This is a genomic window from Lysobacter sp. GX 14042 (genome assembly GCF_021390425.1).
GTDB lineage: Bacteria > Pseudomonadota > Gammaproteobacteria > Xanthomonadales > Xanthomonadaceae > Novilysobacter.
Genome location: NZ_JAJUWY010000002.1, coordinates 20,242 through 34,712, shown reverse-complemented (window position 1 = coordinate 34,712; position 14,471 = coordinate 20,242). Strand labels below are relative to the sequence as shown.

The window sequence follows — 14,471 nt, the reverse complement described above, 5'->3', positions numbered from 1 at the left end:
CCGCCGCCGCCCAGGGTCGGCAAGGCGTGGTCAGCGCCCGCGCAGCCGACCGAACAGGCCGCCGCGCCCGGCCGGCGGGGCCGGGGTATCCAGCTGCTCGGGCCGGGCGAAGCCGGTGGCCAGGTTGGCATTGACGAAATCGGTCACTTCCTCCAACGGCACCCCGCTGGCATCGGCGATCGCCTGCAACTGCGCCGGTCCGCGCATCATCACCGTGGCAATGCGGAAATGCCGCGGGTACTCGCGTTCGGTCTGCGGCCACTTGAGCAGCTGGTAGCGGGCCTGCGGGTCGAAGCCGGGCAGCAGCTGGCCTTCGCCGGCACGCAGGGTCGCGAACCACAGCAGGCGCGAGAGCGGCTGGCCCGGCCCGGCCGCTGCGGCGCGGGCCTCCCAGTCCGCTGGTTCCGGCCCCAGTTCATCGATCATCAGGGGCGTGGTGACATGCCCGGACAGCGGCTTCAGCGAGGCCGGGCCGTGGTACTGGCTGGATACCGGGTCGACCAGCAGTTCGACGCCTTCGTGCCCGAGCGCGAAGCGGTGGCCGGGCTCGCCGGCCGCAAGCCATTCGCCGAGGGTCCTGGCGCGCGGCGGACCGGGCTCCACTGCGGGGTCCGGGGCCGGCGGCTCGATGGTGGCTGCGGCCGGGACCACGCGGGCGACCGCGGCGCTGCCCGGCTCGGCACGGTCGCCCGCCTCCCCGGTGTCCGGTGGAGCAAGGCCGAAGTGGCCCGGCGCGGCCTGTTCTTCATCGGCCGGCGCGGGTTGTTCCTCGGGAAGCTGGTCACCGGCTTCCGGCGCCGGGGTCAGGCCGGACGGACGCGGTGGCACGGGCGCGATCTGCCGCAGGACGGCGGCCAGGCGCTCGGCATCGAGCGGTTGCGGCAGGTGGTAATCGGCCTGGGTGCGCGGGGCGCTGGTCAGCCCGATCACCTGCTTGCCGTCGCCATGCAGGCGCAGCCAGCTCATCGGCCCGTACATGCTGTCCATGTCGACGACGACGTGGCTGGCCTCACCGTCCTCCACCAGCTGCCAGGCCTCGCCGGCCAGCGCGTTGGCCTGGGCGAAGACGGCCTCCAGCTTCGAGCGGGTCGCCTGATCCATTCCGGTCAGGCCAAGCTTCAGCGACATCTGCCGATCCAGTTCATGTGATCGCGGCAGTGTTGCGGACCCGGTGGCCGCGGTCAAACGATTGCGTCGCGCTCACACCGCGATGCGGGCGTTGCGGGGCAGCTGCGCCCTCAGGAAGGCCATCTGGTCGGCCAGGATGTTGCGGTTGGACAGGATCAGGTGCTCGATCCAGCTGGGGCGGTAGGGCACCGCCAGCAGCGGCATGCCGGCCTGTTGCGGGGTGCGGCTGCCCTTGCGGGAATTGCAGGAAAAGCAGGCGCTGACCACGTTCTCCCAGCAGTCCTGCCCGCCACGCGAGACCGGAACCACGTGGTCGCGGGTCAGCTGCGGACGGTTGAAGCGGTTGCCGCAGTACAGGCACAGGTGGGCGTCGCGGGCGAACAGCGCCGGGTTGCTGAGCGAAGGGGAGGGATCCAGCGCCTTGCCGCGGGCCTGTCCGCGGCCGGCGACGATCGGGTGGAGCTCGAGGTGGCTGCGCTGCCCGCTCCAGCGGTTGGTGCCGCCGTGCACCACCAGGCAGGGATCACCCAGGGTCCAGGCGACCGCGTCGCGGGCGTACAGGCAGGCGGCGTGCTGCCAGCCGATCCATTCAAGCGCACGGCCATGGGCATCGAGCGACAGCAGCCGTACCGCATCGAGCCTGCGCCCGGGCCGCAGCTGCCCGTCATCGCCGCCGTGGGCGAAGGCCTCCGGCAGCGCAGGGCCACCGGAGACAACCGGTTCCAGCAAAGCCGGGGCGGTCTCCATGCCGCCCGAGCTTACAGCGGGATCGTTGCGCCAGGGAAACCCTCAGGCGTCGAAATGCTCCGCGTCCAGGTCCATCAGCGACCCGGCACCGCTGCGGATCGCCGCGGCATGGGCCCGGGTGCGCGGCAGGATGCGCTCGAAGTAGAAACGCGCGGTCTCGCGCTTGCCGGCCTTGAAGCCCGCCGGCTGGGTCGAGGACTCCGCCGCGGCGGCCATGCGTGCCCACCAGTAGGCGAGGGTGGCGTAGCCGCTGTACATCAGGTAGTCGTACGAGGCCGCGCCGACCTCCTCGGGGTTGCGCGCGGCCGACTTGGCGATCGCAACGGTCAGCTCCTCCCACTCCGCGGCCGTCTTCGCGAGGGTGGCGACCATCCCGCCAAGGGCCTCGTTGCCGGCGTTCTCTTCGCAGAACCGGCGGATCATCGCGCCCAGCGCCTTGAGCCCGGCGCCCTCGAGCTTGAGGACCTTGCGGCCGACCAGGTCCAGTGCCTGGATGCCGGTGGTGCCCTCGTAGAGGGTGGTGATGCGGGCGTCGCGGGCGAGCTGCTCGATGCCGTGCTCGGCGATGTAGCCATGGCCGCCGAAGCACTGCAGCGCGTTGTAGGTGCATTCGATGCCCCACTCGGTCAGGCAGGCCTTGACGATCGGGGTCATGAATTCGACCAGCGCATGGGCGCGTTCGCGCTCGGCCGGGTCGCCGGCGCCCTCGGCGGTGTCGACCATCAGCCCGGCGTGGTAGGCCATGACCCGGCCGCCCTCGACCAGCGCCTTGCAGGTCAGCAGCATGCGGCGCACGTCGGGGTGGACGATGATCGGGTCGGCCGGCTTGTCGGCCAGCTTCGGGCCCGACAGCGAGCGCGACTGCAGGCGCTCGCGCGAGTAGGCCAGCGCGTTCTGCAGCGCGCGCTCGGACAGCCCGAGTCCCTGCAGGCCGACCGCCAGGCGCGCGGCGTTCATCATGGTGAACATGTGCGACATGCCCTTGTTCGGCTGCCCCACCAGGTAGCCCTCGGCGCCGTCGAAGTTCATCACGCAGGTGGCGGAGCCGTGGATGCCCATCTTGTGCTCGAGCGAGCCACAGGCGACCGGGTTGCGCCTGCCCACCGTGCCCTCGCGGTCGACCTTGAACTTCGGCACCACGAACAGGGAGATGCCCTTGCTGCCGGCCGGTGCGTCGGGGAGCCGGGCGAGCACCAGGTGGACGATGTTCGGCGCCAGGTCGTGGTCGCCGGCGGTGATGAAGATCTTGGTGCCGGTGATCGAATACCGGCCATCGGCGGCAGGCTCGGCGCGGGTCTTGAGCAGGCCCAGGTCGGTGCCGCAGTGCGGTTCGGTCAGGCACATGGTGCCGGTCCACTCGCCGGACACCAGGCGCTTGAGGAAAACCTCGCGCTGCCAGTCCTCGCCGTGGAAGCGCAGCGCCTCGCTCGCGCCGTGGCCGAGCAACGGGAAGTTGCCCCAGGCCAGGTTGGCGCTGTCGATCATCTCCTTCTGCACGAAACCGATGAGCTGCGGCAGTCCCTGGCCGCCGAACTCCGCCGGCGCGGTCAGGCCCGGCCAGCCGCCTTCGACGTACTGTGCATAGGCCTGCCTGAAGCCGGTCGGGGTCTTCACCTCGCCGGTGGCCGTGTCGAGGCTGCAGCCCTCGCGGTCCCCGACCTCGTTGAGAGGCGCCAGCACGCTCTCGGCGAAGCGCGCGGCCTCCTCAAGCACCGCGTCGACCAGTTCCGGACCGACCTCGTCATGGCCGATGGCCGGCAGCGCGGTGTCGGCGCCGAGCACATCGTTGAGGGCAAAGCGCATCTCGCGCAGGGGGGCCTTGTAGCTGCTGCTCATGTCGTCCTCGTGGTCTTGTGTACGGCTCAGCGCAGCACGCCGGGAAGCCCGGGTGCCGGGCTCAGTGCGCTGCGGCGCAGGTCGGGTTCGAAGCGGCGCTGGCGGCCCTGGTCGGGCGTGGCGGTGATCGACCCCTCCAGCGTGTATCCCACGGTCCGGCGCGAGGCCAGCGCATCGGCCACCGCCAGCTTGGCTGCGCCGGAAGGGGCGAAGGCGATGCCGGTCACGTCGGCCGATTCACCTCCGATCACCAGGTCGGGACTGGCACGCATCGTCCCGGCGTCCTGTCCGTCGACGGTCAGCTGCAGCTCGATCGAATCGAAGCGCATCGGGATGCTGCTGAAGTTCTGCAGGCGCAGTTCCACGTCCCAGCTGCCGTCCGCCTGCACGGTGAGTTGCTGGATGCGCGCGGCAGGCTCGGAGACACGCCGTACCGGCCCGCTGGCGCAGGCGGCGAGCACCGCGGCGGCAAGGGCAAGGCTGATCCAGGTGTAAAGGCGCCTGGGGGACATGCGGCTGCTCCGACGGGATGGTCGGGGGAGCATACTACGGCGCATGGTGGGGTCGGAAAACGAAAAGCCCCGCAACAGCTGGAACCGTTGCGGGGCCTGCGTTTGATCATGGTGGCCAGGGAGGGAATCGAACCCCCGACACGGGGATTTTCAATCCCCTGCTCTACCAACTGAGCTACCTGGCCACGTCGCGGGCACGCCGCGAAGGAGCGGAATGATAGCGGCGGGTCGTCGAACGGGCAAGCGCTTCGACTATCCTCGGATCCCGCAGCGGCGTCGGCCGAGGAGGAACGGATGAAGCACGCAAGCAGGGTGGCGGTCATGGCCGTCGCGATCGTTTCCGGCCTGGCCGCCTGTGCCACCGGCTCCAGCCTGTCGGATACGCAGAAGCTCGCGCTGTACCAGCGCAACGCCGGTGAGCCGGTGGCCAAGATCCGCTACTTCGGGACACCCAGGAGTTGGGAGCCGGTGGGCGACCAGGCGCTGGTGGTGTGGGTGCGTGGCAACGAGGGTTACCTGTTCACCCTGGATGCGCAGTGCCCGGACCTGTCGTTTGGCAGGGCGATCAGCATCGGCGACCAGACCGGCGATGTGTTCGCCGGCTTCGACTCGGTGCGGGTGCTGGGCGCCACGGCCACCGCCCCGGGGCTTGCCTGTCGCATCCGCACCATCCAGCCGCTCGACCGCGCCGGGCTGAAGGAGGACGAGAAGGCGATCCGTCAGTCGGCCGGCGGCACGTAGCCGGCGACCTGTCCGGCCTCGCCCTCGAACAGGAACTTCACCATGCGCTCTTCCAGGAACGCGCGGTGTTTCGGGTCCATCGGCGAGAGCCGGTTCTCGTTGATCAGCATGGTCTGGTGGGCGAGCCACGCCTGCCAGGCCTGCTTGCCGATCCCGGCGTAGATGCGCTTGCCCAGCTCGCCCGGCCAGGGGGCGAAGTCCAGGCCCTCGGTGTCGCGCTTTTCGTACTGGCAGTAGACCTGGCGGGGCATTGCGGTTCCTGTGCGGTGAGCGTCCGGGGCGCCCCGGGTCAGGGCGCCAGCAGGCGGCGGATGGGGGCGGGGATGCCGAGGCGGTCCAGGGCAGCGGGCGCCACCCACCTGAGTGCTTCATTGTCGCCCACCCCGCCGGCCGGCGCGATGCCGTGCCAGCGCAGCGGCCGCAGTTGCAGGCGGTAGTGGCTGAAGGCGTGGTCGATGGCCGGCAGTGGCTCGCCGGCGGTGAAGTCGCCCGCCAGGTGTCGCTCGAACCACTCGCGCGCGCCTGCGGCCCCGTCGGCTTGCGGCAGGGTCCACAGCCCGGCCCAGATCCCGGCCGGTGGGCGCTGCTGCAGCAGGATGCGCCCGTCCGCATCCTCGACCCACAACACGGTCGCGTGGCGCTGTGGCAGGGTCTTGCCGGGCCGCGGGGTCGGCAGTTCGGCGGTGCGGCCCTCGATCCGTGCCACGCAGTCCTGCTGCAGCGGGCACAACATGCAGGCCGGATTGGCGCGGGTGCACACGGTCGCGCCCAGGTCCATCTGGGCCTGGGTGTAGTCGGCCAGGCGGGCTTGGGGCAAATGGGTTTCGGCCAGGGCCCACAGGACCTTCCCGGTCCTGGGCAGGTTCGGCCAGCCCTCCACGCCGTGGTAGCGCGCGAGCACCCGCTTGACGTTGCCGTCGAGGATCGCGTGGCGGTCGCCCCAGGCCTGGGCGGCGATCGCGGCCGCGGTGCTGCGGCCGATGCCGGGCAGGGCTTCCAGTGCGGCGGTGTCACGGGGGAGGCCGCCGTCGTGGTGCTGCATGCACAGCCGGGCGGCGGCGTGGAGGTTGCGGGCGCGGGCGTAGTAGCCCAGTCCGGACCACAGGGCGAGTACCTGTTCCCGAGGTGCGTCGGCCAGTGCCGGCAACGTGGGCAGGGCGCGGGTGAAGCGTTCGAAATAGGGGATGACTGTCGCGACCTGGGTCTGCTGCAGCATCACCTCCGACAGCCAGACCCGGTACGGCGTGCGCGGGTGCTGCCAGGGCAGGTCGTGGCGTCCGGCGCGGTCGAACCAGGCCAGCAGGCGGGGGGCGAAATCCGGGCTCACGGTTCGGCAGCCTCCGCCGACATTTCGATCTCCACGCCGTGCAGGATCGCCCCGGCGATCTCCACGCGCGGCACGACCAGCCGGCCGTGCAGCGGCGGCAGTGGCGTGCCTGCCGGCAGGCGCTCGAGCCAGTCCAGCACGTCCGGCAGGTGGAAGGCGCTCTCCAGCCGGGCGCGGTCACGTTTCAGGCGCAGGCTTGCAGGACCCGACAGGTCGGCCGGACCCGCATAGGCGAGGGCGAATGGCAGCGGCGACACCGACGAGCCGAGGGGTTCCGGCAGGGGCGGCCAGGCGGCGGGCCAGCGCTCGATCGTGCCTCCAAGGTCCAGCTCCATGCCGGCGTCCCAGGCGAAGCTGCCGCGGCCGCCCAGGTCCGGCACGGTACCGTCGCCGCGGACCACCAGCGCGAGATCCGCGAGCGCCAGTCGCCCGTCAAGGTAGCGCAGCGGCGCGGCGAGCCCGGCGGTGAACTCCACTGGCTGGCTGCCGGGCGCGACATGCCGTGCACGCATTCCCAGGCGCATGCCGTCGAGCCCGAGCCCGTCCGCGCCGGCGTGCAGGCGCGCCGACAGGACCGGCCGCATCGGCAGGTGCCATGACCGGTCCACCACGGTGGCGATGCCGGCGATGCCGATCGCCGCGTCCGGCGCCGGTGCCGACAGCATCACCTGCAGGTCGAAGGGCAGGCGGGTGTGGCCGGCCAGCAGCTCGCCACTGGCGCGGCCGGTGGTACGGCGTCCGGGATAAAGGGTTGGCACATCGAGTCCGAGCCTGCGCAGGGTCCAGCCGGCACCGGCGACCGTGCCGCCGGTGACCCGCAACCCGCCGGTCAGCGTCGGAATGCGCGGGGCTCCATTGGACGTGCGGCCTGCCAGCCAGGCCTGCAGCGCCGCCAGGTCCAGTACCGGGGCGTCGAGTTCGATGCGCTCCACGGTCAGCTCGCCGCCAGCGCCGCGCAGGGTGGACCAGGGCAGGGCGAGGTAGGCCCGGCGCGCGCTCAGCAGTGTCTGGCCGGCGCCTGGCTGCCGTACCTGCAGGCCCCGGACCATCAGGTGTGGAGTCCCCCGCAGGCGGTATTCCGCCGCACCATCGAAACTGACCTCCAGCCCGAGCGCCGCCCCCGCCCGGTGCAGCACCAGTGCGGCGACCTGTTGCGGCCGCGCCAGCCAGGACAGCGCGGCAAGCAGCAGGGCGAGCGCCACCAGCGCCACCAGCAATCCCTTCCGGCGTGGGCGGCGTGCGGCGGTGTCCGGACCCGGGCCGGCGTCCACGGCGCGCCGGGTCAGCTGCCCAGCTTCTGTGGCAGCAGCGCGTCGACGAAGGCCGCGGCGTCGAACACCCGCAGGTCCTCCGGCTGCTCGCCGATGCCGGCGAAACGGATCGGAATGCCGAACTCGCGGGCCAGGGCGAATACCACGCCGCCCTTGGCGGTCCCGTCCAGCTTGGTCACCACCAGGCCGGTCACCCCGGCCGCGGCGTGGAACTGGCGCAGCTGGCTGAGCGCGTTCTGGCCGGTGGTGCCGTCGATCACCATCAGCACCTCGTGGGGCGCGTCGGGGTCGATCTTGCCCAGCACGCGCCTGATCTTGCCCAGCTCACCCATCAGCCCGGCCTGGGTGTGCAGGCGCCCGGCGGTGTCGGCGATCAACACGTCGGTCCGGCGGGCCTTCGCCGCCTGCAATGCATCGAAGGCGACCGAGGCCGGATCCGCATCCTGGCCCTGGGCGATCACCGTCACCCCGTTGCGCTGGCCCCAGGCCTGCAGCTGGGCGACCGCGGCGGCGCGGAAGGTGTCGCCGGCGGCGAGCATCAGCGAGTGGCCTTCGCCGCGGAACCGGTGCGCCAGCTTGCCGATGGTGGTGGTCTTGCCGACGCCGTTGACTCCCACCGTCAACAGCACGAACGGCTGTGCGGCCGGGTCGATTTCCAGCGGCCTCGCCACCGGTTCCAGCAGCGCGAGCAGCTCGGCCCGCAACCCGCCGAGCAGTGCGTTGGCGTCGGCGAACTCGCGCGCCTTCATCCGCTTGCGCAATCCCTCGACCAGCTCGGTGGTCGCGGTCATTCCGACGTCGGCGGTGATCAGCGCGGTCTCGATGTCATCCAGCAGCGACTCGTCGAGCCTGGGGTTGGAATAGAACAGGCCGCTGAAGCCGCGGGCGAAACCACTGCCGCGCAGGCGCTCGCGCCAGCCAGAGCGGCCGGCGGGTGCGGCCGGCGCTGAGGGAGCCGCGCCGGGCAGGTCCACTGCGGTGGAAACCGCTGGCCCGGGCTCGGGTGCCGGCACGGGTGCCGGTGCCGGCGGAGGTGCCACCGGCGGTGGAGCTTCGCGTATGGCCGGAGCCGGGTCGACAGGCGGTGCGGCGGCCCCGGCAGCGGCATCGGCGGCCGGGGCCGTCGTCGGCTCGGCCGCCGGTTCCGGAGTGCCCGCCGGAGGCGGCTCCGGTGTCGCAACGGGGTCTTTTTTCGCCGGATCTTCCGGCTGTGCATCGGGGAACGCGGCGGCGAGTTCCTCGATGCTGAAGCGGCGGCTGCCGGGGGTATCTTCCGGCTTCTTTCGGCGGAACAGGCTGGCCATCGACAGGGGGCTTCGTGAATGCGCGAGAATGCCCCACATGCTAGCACCGGCACTGCATCCCTCCCGATGAGCAAACGGCCACAAAGGCCCGCCCCGCAGGCCTCCCGCCCGGTGGCCGGGCACGTGCGGGTGATCGGCGGGCGGTGGCGCGGCACGCGGCTGCCGGTCGCCGCCGTCGACGGGCTGCGGCCGACCCCCGACCGGGTGCGCGAGACCCTGTTCAATTGGCTCGCACCGGTGCTCCCCGGCGCCCGGGTGCTCGACCTGTTCGCCGGCAGCGGCGCACTCGGCCTGGAATCGGTGTCGCGGGGAGCCGCCGCGGCGGTGCTGGTGGAGCGGGATCCGGTGCTGGTGGCGTCCCTGCGGGAAATTGCCGGCCGGCTCGAGGGGGGCGAGGTGGTCGAGGTGGTCCAGGCCGACGCCCTGCGCTGGCTGTCGACCCGCCGCGGGCCTTTCGATGTCGCCTTCCTGGACCCGCCCTTCGCCTCGGACGCCTGGCAGGCGGCGCTGGCCGGCGTGCTTCCGGCGATGGCCCCGGGCGGCTGGATCTACCTGGAAGGACCGCCACAACTCGACCTGGTGCTGCCCGCGCCCTGGCAGCTGCACCGCGACGGGCGCACCCGCGACACCCACCATGCGCTGTTCCGCCACGCCGGAAACGCAAAGGGTGGCCCGCCGGTTGATACACTCGGTTCAGGTCCCGACACCCCACCGGCTGTCCAGGCAGACACATGACCACGGCCCGCAACCGCATTGCCGTCTATCCCGGCACCTTCGACCCGATCACCTGTGGCCACGTCGACCTGGTGGACCGGGCGGCGCCGCTGTTCGACCGGCTCGTGGTGGGGGTGGCGGCCAGCCCCAACAAGGGACCGGCGCTGGCGCTGGAACTGCGGGTGGACCTGGCCCGCCAGGCGCTGGCGCACCACCGCCACGTGGAGGTCCGCGGCTTCGACTCGCTGCTGGCGCATTTCGTCGCCGAAGTCGGCGGCGGGGTGCTGCTGCGCGGGCTGCGGGCGGTCTCGGATTTCGAGTACGAGTTCCAGCTGGCCAGCATGAACCGCCACCTGATCCCGGAGGTCGAGACGCTGTTCCTGACCCCCTCGGAGCAGTACAGCTTCATTTCCTCTTCGCTGGTGCGCGAGATCTCGCGCCTGGGCGGGGATGTCTCCAGCTTCGTCACCCCGGCGGTCGCGCAGGCCCTGCAGGAGCAGTGGCGGCGTCCGGCGGACTGACCAGCCCGGCGCCGCTGGCGCCACCCACCGCACCCCGGCTCCGGCCGCCTTCCAACAACCACGCAATTGGGGAACCACATGAACACCACCGCACGCCTGATGCTGCTCGCCTGCCTTTCACTGCCCGTACTGGCCGCCTGCCAGGACGACGCCGCGGTCCAGCAGGGGCCGGAGACCGTCGAGCAGGCCCCGCTCAGCGCACCGGCCACGGCCGATGACAACGAGTGGGCCGCCTACCTGTCGGATGTCGTCCGCCGCAACATGGGCGACATCACCAACAGCCCGTACGTGTATTACCTCCCGGGCGCGGACAGCGCCGATTACGAGGGCCAGCGCGAGCGCCTGAACGAGGAGATCGACCTGGCCATGCAGCGTGGCGTGGTCCAGGGCAACCTGATCGCGTTCGCCTCGCCGGAGTCCGCGGCCATGGCCGACATGGTGGTCAGTGCGTTCGAGAAGGTCGACGACGGCGCCATGAAGGGCGTCAAGCTGCTCTTCATCGGTGACGCCGCCGACGAGGCCCGGGTCCGCGCCGCGGTCGAGCCGGCCGGCGTCGACTTCCAGTTCGTCGAGGCCAGCTGAGCCCCAACCGGCCCGCGCCCGTCCCGGGTGCGGGCCACCGCCGGCGGCCCGCGCCGGTTGCAGGACCCCCATGTCACTGAAGATCAACGAACTCTGCATCAACTGCGACGTCTGCGAGCCGGCCTGTCCCAACGAGGCCATCACGCAAGGTGAGACGATCTACGTAATCGATCCGGCGCGCTGCACCCAGTGCGTCGGCCACTTCGACGAGCCGCAGTGCGTCGAGGTATGCCCGGTCGAATGCATCGACCCCGATCCGGCCTTCCCGGAGTCGCGCGAGCAGCTGCTGGCCAAGCTCGCCGCCCTGGGTGGCGCCGGCTGATACAGGAGCACGCCGTGCGTCCCGTCCTGAACCCGTTCCTCCTCGCCGGCCTGCTGGCCACGCTCACCGCCTGTGCCGGACTGGGTGCCCCGGTCGCCGGTGCTCCGCATCCGGCGACTACCCAAGACACCGCGGCGGTCGTCGAGGCGCAGACTCCGCCGGGCGCCGCGATCGCCAGTGCGCACGCGCTGGCCACCGAAGCCGGCATGGACGTGCTGGCCGCCGGTGGCAACGCCTTCGATGCCGCGGTCGCGGTGTCGGCGGCGCTGTCGGTGGTCGAGCCGATCAGCTCGGGCCTGGGCGGTGGCGGCTTCTTCCTGCTGCACGAGGCGGACAGCGGCCGCGACGTGTTCATCGACGCGCGCGAGACCGCGCCCGCGGCGGCCACCCCGGAGGTCTACCTGGATGCGGACGGCGAGCTCGACCGCGACACCGCCACCAATGGTCCCTGGGCGGCGGGCATCCCGGGGCTCCCGGCCGCACTGGTCCACCTGTCGGAGCGCTACGGCCGGGTTCCGCTGGCGACCGCGCTGGCACCGGCGATCCGCATTGCCCGGGAGGGTTTCGAGGTCTATCCGCGGCTGGAACGGGGCTACGCCGCCCGGGCCGAGGTGATGGAACGCTATCCGGGCACCCGCGAGGTGTTCCTGGCCGACGGCGACCCGCCGCAGGCCGGCGAGCTGCTGCGCCAGCCGGACCTGGCGCGGACCCTGGAGCTGCTGGCCGAACGCGGCCACGACGGCTTCTACCGCGGCGAGGTGGGGGAGAAGCTCGTCGCCGGCGTGGCCGCCGAGGGCGGACGCTGGGACCCGGCCGAGCTTGCCGGCTACCGGGTGCGCGAGCGCGAGCCGATCCGCTTCGACTACCGTGGCTGGGAAATCGTCACCGCGCCGCCGCCGTCCTCGGGCGGCGTTGCGCTGGCGCAGATGCTGCAGATCCTGGCGGGCTGGGACCTGGCCGGGCTGGAGCCGGCCGAGCGGATCCACCTGACCGCCGAGGCGATGCGTCGGGCCTACCGCGACCGGACCTTCTACCTGGGCGACCCGGACTTCGTCGACGTGCCGGTGGACATCCTCACCAGCGTGGACTACGCCCGCGGCCTGCGCGCGACCATCCATCCGGGCCGCGCCACCCCCAGCGCGCTGCTGTCGGGCGAGCCGACGCCGCTGGAAGACGAGGAGACCACCCATTTCTCGGTCATTGATGCCCAGGGCAACCGGGTCGGCGCCACCCAGACGGTGAACCTGCTGTTCGGCTCCGGCCTGGTCGCACCGGGTACCGGGGTGCTGCTCAACAACGAGATGGACGACTTCGCGCTCAGGCCCGGCACCCCCAACGCCTTCGGGGTGATGGGGTTCGACGCCAACGCGGTGGAGCCGGGCAAGCGCATGCTCAGCTCGATGACCCCGACCTTCATGGAGTCCGCCGACAGGGTCGCGGTGCTGGGCACGCCCGGCGGCAGCCGCATCATCACCATGGTCCTGCTGGGCATCCTCGGCTATGCCGACGGGCTGGGCGCGCAGGAAGTCGCCGCGCTGCCGCGCTTCCACCACCAGTGGATGCCCGACCGCATAGAGGCCGAGCCGGGCGCGATCCCGCTGGCGGCCGCCGACCGCCTGGAAGCCATGGGGCACACGCTGGACATGCCGCGCGACGAGGTCCAGGCCGGTGCCTCCAGCCACGTCTGGGGCAACCTGCAGACCGTGCTGTGGGACCGCGCGGCCGGTACCCTGGAGGGCGGCACCGACCCGCGCAACCCGGTCGGCACCGCGGAGGTCAGGCTGCTGCAGGACCCGCCGCGGGAAGCCGCTGTGGAGGAAGCAAGGCGATGAAACTCTGGTCACTGCTGGGCAACAGCCAGAAGCTCGACGGCGGGGCGATGTTCGGCAACGCGCCACGGGCGATGTGGAGCCGCTGGGTGCAGCCCGACGAGCGCAACCGCATCGACCTGGCCTGCCGCGCGCTGCTGGCCACGCCGCTGGCCGGCAAGACGGTACTGTTCGAGGCCGGCATCGGCGCCTTCTTCGAGCCGAAGCTGCGCGAGCGCTATGGCGTGGTGGAAGACCGGCACGTGCTGCTCGAGTCACTGGCGCAGGCGGGCTTCAGCCCCGGGGACATCGACGTCATCGTCCTGTCGCACCTGCACTTCGACCATGCCGGCGGCCTGCTGGCCGCGTACGCGGAAGGCGAGGCGCCGCGGCTGGTGTTTCCCAACGCCTCCTACATCATCGGCCGCGAGCACTGGGAGCGCGCCCGCGCCCCGCACCCGCGTGACCGTGCCAGCTTCATCCCGGAGCTGCCCGGCCTGATCGAGGCGACCGGCCGGCTGGAGCTGGTGGACGGGCCGCACTCGCAACTGCTGGGGGAGGCGGTGCGCTTCCATTTCAGCGACGGCCATACCCCTGGCCTGATGCTGGCCGAGATCACCGGCCCGCTGCACGGCGATGGCGAGCCGCATGGCGGGCTGGTGTTCTGCGCCGACCTGGTACCCGGCCGGCCATGGGTCCACGTGCCGATCACCATGGGGTACGACCGCAACGCCGAGCTGCTGATCGACGAGAAGAAAGCCTTCCTGGCCGACAAGCTGGAGCGCGACGTGCACCTGTTCTTTACCCATGACCCGGATTGCGCGATGGCCCGGGTGGTGCGTGACGAACGCGGGCGCTACGCGACCGACAACGAGGTGGCCGGCCTGCAGGCGAGGACGCTGGCGGCATGAGGCGCGCGCTGGCGTTGCTGGCGGGGCTGCTGCTCGCCGGGAGCGCGCTGGCCGAAGTCGCCCCCGGGCCGGTGGTGCCCGAAGGCCCGCCGAGTCCGGGGACCACGCTGGAGGACCCGGACTTCGGCGTGCGCACCGGGCAGTTCGGCCTGGAGCGCACGGTCGAGATGTACCAGTGGTACCGCGACCCCAACGGCGACTTCCAGCGGGTCTGGAAGGCCGGGCTGGTGGAGTCCGCCGGCTATCCGCCCAGCCATCGCAACCCGGCGGCCATGCCGATGGAGGGGCGGCGCTGGTGGGCCGAGGCCCCGACCCTGGACGACCGGCCGCTGGACCCGTCGGTACTGCGCGCGCTGGGACGCTGGGAAGCGTTCCGGCCCGGCTTCAGCCGTTTGCCGGGCAACCTGGCGGCCACTTTCCAGCCCGAAGGGGATGGGCTGTCCAGCGCGGACAACCCGCTGGATCCGCGGGTCGGCGACCTGCGCCTGCGCTGGCGCGAGCTGCAGCTGCCCGAACTGGCCGGACGGGTGGAGCTGGTCGACGGACGCTGGGAGCTCTCCCCGGGCACGGCCAATGCCGCGCTCAATGCGCGTCCGCTGCCGCCGGTGGACCTCCCCGGGGCGGAGGATGAGCGGAAGGATCGCCGCCACTGGTGGCCGCTGCTGGCCGGACTGCTGATCCTGGGCGGCGGGCTGGCCCTGTGGCACCGCCGGGGGCGCCGCCGCTGAATTGATCGCGCCGTCGATG

15 protein-coding genes, 1 tRNA gene and 1 pseudogene are annotated in these 14,471 nt (G+C 71.9%); 8 read left to right on the top strand and 9 right to left on the bottom strand.

Annotated features, from left to right (window positions below):
• Window positions 1-30: 30 nt before the first annotated feature.
• The 5 genes from LY625_RS03415 to LY625_RS03395 form a co-directional block, all read right to left on the bottom strand.
• Window positions 31-1,128: a hypothetical protein gene (locus LY625_RS03415; RefSeq protein ID WP_233737612.1), complete on the bottom strand. Its 1,098-nt coding sequence runs from the start codon at window positions 1,126-1,128 to the stop codon at window positions 31-33.
• A 72-nt stretch (window positions 1,129-1,200) separates the two neighbouring features.
• Window positions 1,201-1,875 carry an HNH endonuclease gene (locus LY625_RS03410; protein ID WP_233737611.1) on the bottom strand — a complete coding sequence of 225 codons (675 nt, stop codon included), beginning with the start codon at window positions 1,873-1,875 and terminating at the stop codon, window positions 1,201-1,203.
• Between the two features lie 42 nt (window positions 1,876-1,917).
• Window positions 1,918-3,711: an acyl-CoA dehydrogenase C-terminal domain-containing protein gene (locus LY625_RS03405; protein WP_233737610.1), complete on the bottom strand. Its 1,794-nt coding sequence runs from the start codon at window positions 3,709-3,711 to the stop codon at window positions 1,918-1,920.
• Between the two features lie 26 nt (window positions 3,712-3,737).
• Complete coding sequence (locus LY625_RS03400; protein WP_233737609.1) at window positions 3,738-4,223, bottom strand: LEA type 2 family protein; 486 nt, start codon at window positions 4,221-4,223, stop codon at window positions 3,738-3,740.
• A 109-nt stretch (window positions 4,224-4,332) separates the two neighbouring features.
• Window positions 4,333-4,408: transfer RNA gene (locus LY625_RS03395), tRNA-Phe, on the bottom strand.
• Window positions 4,409-4,517: 109 nt separating this feature from the next.
• On the opposite strand from LY625_RS03395, the gene LY625_RS03390 reads away from it, so the two are divergent.
• Window positions 4,518-4,964 (top strand): DUF6491 family protein, encoded by a 447-nt coding sequence (locus tag LY625_RS03390; RefSeq protein WP_233737608.1) that lies wholly within the window; start codon window positions 4,518-4,520, stop codon window positions 4,962-4,964.
• On the opposite strand, the gene LY625_RS03385 is transcribed toward LY625_RS03390, so the two are convergent.
• The 4 genes from LY625_RS03385 to ftsY form a co-directional block, all read right to left on the bottom strand.
• Window positions 4,943-5,215 (bottom strand): oxidative damage protection protein, encoded by a 273-nt coding sequence (locus LY625_RS03385; RefSeq protein WP_233737607.1) that lies wholly within the window; start codon window positions 5,213-5,215, stop codon window positions 4,943-4,945. The two genes, LY625_RS03390 and LY625_RS03385, sit on opposite strands and share 22 nt — an antisense overlap.
• Before the next feature lie 38 nt (window positions 5,216-5,253).
• Window positions 5,254-6,291 (bottom strand): A/G-specific adenine glycosylase, encoded by a 1,038-nt coding sequence (gene mutY / locus LY625_RS03380; protein WP_233737606.1) that lies wholly within the window; start codon window positions 6,289-6,291, stop codon window positions 5,254-5,256.
• Window positions 6,288-7,502: a hypothetical protein gene (locus LY625_RS03375; protein WP_233737605.1), complete on the bottom strand. Its 1,215-nt coding sequence runs from the start codon at window positions 7,500-7,502 to the stop codon at window positions 6,288-6,290. Before LY625_RS03375 ends, mutY begins: the two co-directional genes overlap by 4 nt.
• 71 nt (window positions 7,503-7,573) lie before the next feature.
• A complete protein-coding gene (gene ftsY, locus LY625_RS03370; protein WP_233737604.1) occupies window positions 7,574-8,866 on the bottom strand; it encodes a signal recognition particle-docking protein FtsY in 1,293 nt (430 codons plus the stop codon).
• A 66-nt stretch (window positions 8,867-8,932) separates the two neighbouring features.
• Between ftsY and rsmD the strand changes: the two genes are divergently transcribed.
• The 7 genes and pseudogenes from rsmD (at window position 8,933) to LY625_RS03335 (ending at window position 14,452) form a co-directional block, all read left to right on the top strand.
• Entirely contained in the window at window positions 8,933-9,601 is a 669-nt protein-coding gene (gene rsmD / locus LY625_RS03365; protein ID WP_233737603.1) for a 16S rRNA (guanine(966)-N(2))-methyltransferase RsmD, read from the top strand.
• The gene (gene coaD, locus LY625_RS03360) at window positions 9,598-10,101 is read left to right on the top strand and encodes a pantetheine-phosphate adenylyltransferase (RefSeq protein ID WP_233737602.1); all 504 of its coding nucleotides are present in this window, start codon (window positions 9,598-9,600) and stop codon (window positions 10,099-10,101) included. Before rsmD ends, coaD begins: the two co-directional genes overlap by 4 nt.
• 78 nt (window positions 10,102-10,179) lie before the next feature.
• Window positions 10,180-10,683 (top strand): hypothetical protein, encoded by a 504-nt coding sequence (locus LY625_RS03355; protein ID WP_233737601.1) that lies wholly within the window; start codon window positions 10,180-10,182, stop codon window positions 10,681-10,683.
• 70 nt (window positions 10,684-10,753) lie between these two features.
• Window positions 10,754-11,005 (top strand): YfhL family 4Fe-4S dicluster ferredoxin, encoded by a 252-nt coding sequence (locus LY625_RS03350; protein WP_233737600.1) that lies wholly within the window; start codon window positions 10,754-10,756, stop codon window positions 11,003-11,005.
• Between the two features lie 128 nt (window positions 11,006-11,133).
• Window positions 11,134-12,837 (top strand): annotated as a pseudogene (gene ggt / locus LY625_RS03345) (gamma-glutamyltransferase); the annotation flags it as partial.
• Window positions 12,834-13,724: an MBL fold metallo-hydrolase gene (locus LY625_RS03340; protein ID WP_233737599.1), complete on the top strand. Its 891-nt coding sequence runs from the start codon at window positions 12,834-12,836 to the stop codon at window positions 13,722-13,724. The pseudogene ggt and the gene LY625_RS03340, both read left to right, overlap by 4 nt.
• Window positions 13,721-14,452: a TMEM43 family protein gene (locus LY625_RS03335; RefSeq protein WP_233737598.1), complete on the top strand. Its 732-nt coding sequence runs from the start codon at window positions 13,721-13,723 to the stop codon at window positions 14,450-14,452. The genes LY625_RS03340 and LY625_RS03335 overlap by 4 nt, the downstream gene beginning before the upstream one ends.
• Window positions 14,453-14,471: the final 19 nt, after the last annotated feature.